Source organism: Variovorax sp. P1_H12_2 (assembly GCF_056405335.1).
Genome location: NZ_JBFUCI010000545.1, coordinates 1 through 3,543, shown reverse-complemented (window position 1 = coordinate 3,543; position 3,543 = coordinate 1). Strand labels below are relative to the sequence as shown.

At 67.7% G+C, this 3,543-nt stretch carries 2 protein-coding genes; one reads left to right on the top strand and one right to left on the bottom strand.

The features are described 5' to 3' along the window. Nucleotides 1–233: single-stranded DNA-binding protein (gene ssb / locus AC1D2K_RS31980; protein WP_478094120.1), on the bottom strand; the 233-nt coding region annotated here is incomplete at its 3' end. A gap of 186 nt (nucleotides 234–419) precedes the next feature. On the opposite strand from ssb, the gene uvrA reads away from it, so the two are divergent. Next, a complete protein-coding gene (gene uvrA / locus AC1D2K_RS31975; RefSeq protein ID WP_478094118.1) occupies nucleotides 420–3,467 on the top strand; it encodes an excinuclease ABC subunit UvrA in 3,048 nt (1,015 codons plus the stop codon). Nucleotides 3,468–3,543: the final 76 nt, after the last annotated feature.

Genomic DNA, 3,543 nt, shown 5'->3' with positions numbered 1-3,543 from the left:
ACGTAGATCTGCGAGCCCTTGCGCAGGTACTGCGCGGCGATCTCGGCCAGCCGGCCGTTGAACACCAGGCGGTGCCACTCGGTGGCCTCGCGCATCTCGCCGCTCTGCTTGTCCTTCCACTTGTCGGTGGTGGCGAGGGTCACGTTGCACACCTGGTCGCCGCTGGGAAAGGTACGGGTTTCGGGATCGCGGCCCAGATTGCCGACGAGGATGACTTTGTTGACCGATGCCATATGCACTGCCCCTGATGAATGGATGGAGGAGAAGGAAAAGAACCGGGGATTGTGCCGCATCGAAACGCCGCCCGGACAGCATGAGGGGCAATCCGAAGCAGGCTGCTGGAATTCGGACGAATCCCGCCGAAACCCCGGAAACGCCGCCCCGCTTATCATGTCCGGTTGCCCAAAAACGACCGCCCCGTGAATCTCCCCCCCGAAGACGCCTACCTCGGCGCCGTGCTGGCGCAGCAGCGGATCAGCATCCGCGGCGCGCGCACGCACAACCTCAAGAACGTCGATCTCGACATCCCGCGCAACAAGCTGGTGGTGATCACCGGCCTGTCGGGCTCGGGAAAATCGAGCCTGGCCTTCGACACGCTCTATGCCGAGGGCCAGCGCCGCTACGTCGAAAGCCTGTCGGCCTATGCGCGGCAGTTCCTGCAACTGATGGACAAGCCCGACGTCGACATGATCGAGGGCCTGTCGCCGGCGATCAGCATCGAGCAGAAGGCGACCAGCCACAATCCGCGCTCCACCGTGGGCACGGTGACCGAGATCCACGACTACCTGCGCCTGCTGTATGCCCGCGCCGGCACGCCCTACTGCCCCGACCATCACCTGCCGCTGCAGGCGCAGACGGTGAGCCAGATGGTCGATGCGGTGATCGCTCTGCCCGACGAGCCGAGACTCATGATCCTGGCGCCGGTGGCGCGCGAGAAGAAGGGCGAGTTCCTCGAGCTGTTCGCCGAGATGCAGGCCCAGGGCTACATCCGCTTCCGGGTCGACGGCCAGACTTACGAATACAACGACCTGCCCAAGCTCAAGAAGACCGAGAAGCACGACATCGACGTCGTGATCGACCGCTTGCGCGCGCGCCCCGACATGCAGCAGCGCCTGGCCGAGAGCTTCGAGGCCGCGCTGCGGCTGGCCGATGGCCGCGCGATCGCGCTCGAAATGGAGGCGCCGGCGGCCGAGGGCGCAGCGGCAGCGGCCGCCGGCCCGCCGCGCGAGCACCTGTTCAACGCCAAGTTCGCCTGCCCGATCTGCCACTACTCGCTGGCCGAACTCGAGCCGCGCCTGTTCTCCTTCAACTCGCCCGTGGGCGCCTGCCCGAGCTGCGACGGCCTCGGCCACCGCGAGTTCTTCGATCCGGCGCGGGTGGTCGCGTTCCCGTCGCTGAGCCTCGCGAGCGGCGCCGTCAAAGGCTGGGACCGGCGCAACGGCTACTACTTCAGCATGCTGGAGAGCGTGGCCAAGCACTACAAGTTCGACATCGACAAGCCCTTCGAAGAGCTGCCTGCCTCGGTCCAGCAGACCGTGCTGCAGGGCTCGGCGCAGGAAGAGATCAAGTTCAGCTACGTGATGGACAGCGGCCAGCAGGCCGGCAAGAAGCTGGTGCGCAAGCACCCCTTCGAGGGCATCATCCCGAACATGGCGCGGCGCTACCGCGAGACCGACTCGACGATGGTGCGGGAAGACCTCTCGCGCTTTCGCAACATGCAGCCCTGCCCCGACTGCGAAGGCTCGCGCCTGCGGCCCGAGGCGCGCAACGTGTTCCTGGTCGACGAGTCCGGCCCCGAGCCGAAGCGCATGGCGATCTACGAGATCAGCCACGCCACGCTGCGCGACAGCCTGGCCTACTTCCAGCAGCTGCAGCTGCGCGGCGCCAAGGCCGAGATCGCCGACAAGGTGGTGCGCGAGATCGGCCTCAGGCTCAAGTTCCTCAACGACGTCGGCCTCAACTACCTGAGCCTGGACCGCAGCGCCGAGACGCTGTCGGGCGGCGAGGCGCAGCGCATCCGGCTGGCCTCGCAGATCGGCTCCGGGCTCACCGGCGTGATGTACGTGCTCGACGAGCCCAGCATCGGGCTGCACCAGCGCGACAACGACCGACTGATCGGCACGCTGCGCCATCTGCGCGACATCGGCAACAGCGTGATCGTGGTCGAGCACGACGAGGACATGATCCACGCCGCCGACCACGTGATCGACATGGGACCGGGCGCCGGCGTGCATGGCGGGCGCGTGATGGCGCAGGGCAGCTACGCCGAGGTCGCGGCGCACCCGGATTCGCTGACCGGCCAGTACCTGTCGGGCGCGAAAAAGATCGAAGTGCCTCAGCGGCGCACGCCGTGGCTGCCGGTGGTGGCGACGGCGGCCTTCCACGGGGGCAGGAAGCCTCCGCGCTTTCCGCCCAGCCCCGCGGCCGAGCGGCGCGCGGCGCGCGAAGCCGCGCACCTGGCCTCGCAAAGCGATCTGCAGGAGATCCGCGTGATCGGCGCCACCGGCAACAATTTGCAGAACGTCAGCGTGGCCTTTCCGGTCGGCCTGCTGACCTGCGTGACCGGCGTCTCGGGCTCGGGCAAGTCGACGCTGGTCAACGACACGCTCTACAGCGCGGTCGCGCGCACGCTGTACCGCGCCCATGAGGAGCCGGCCGAGCACGAGGCCATCGAGGGGATCGAGTACTTCGACAAGGTGATCAACGTCGACCAGTCGCCGATCGGCCGCACGCCGCGCAGCAACCCGGCCACCTACACGGGCCTCTTCACGCCGATCCGCGAGCTGATGGCCGAGACCAACACCGCGCGCGAGCGCGGCTACGGGCCGGGCCGCTTCAGCTTCAACGTCGCGGGCGGACGCTGCGAGGCCTGCCAGGGCGACGGCGTGGTGAAGGTCGAGATGCATTTCCTGCCCGACGTCTACGTGCCCTGCGAGGTCTGCCACGGCCAGCGCTACAACCGCGAGACGCTGGAGGTGCTCTACAAGGGCCGCAACATCGCGCAGATCCTCGACATGACGGTCGAGACCGCGCACGACTTCCTGAGGGCGGTGCCGACCATCGAGCGCAAGCTGCGCACGCTGCTCGACGTCGGCCTGAGCTACATCAAGCTGGGGCAGTCGGCGACCACGCTGTCGGGCGGTGAAGCGCAAAGAGTCAAGCTCGCGCTCGAGCTCAGCAAGCGCGACACCGGCCGCACGCTCTACATCCTCGACGAGCCGACCACCGGGCTGCACTTCGCCGACATCGAACTGCTGCTCAAGGTGCTGCACCAGCTGCGCGACGCCGGCAACACGATCGTGGTGATCGAGCACAACCTCGACGTCATCAAGACCGCCGACTGGCTGATCGACATGGGGCCCGAAGGCGGCGCCGGCGGCGGCACGGTGGTGGGGATGGGCACGCCCGAAGACATCGCGGCCAACGAGGCCAGCCACACGGGGCGCTATCTGAAGCGGCTGCTCTGATCGCGCCGCGGCGCCATGACCTTGGAGGTCATGGACGCCGCGCAGGCTCCCGGCGACATTGGATGCAAGCCGGGAC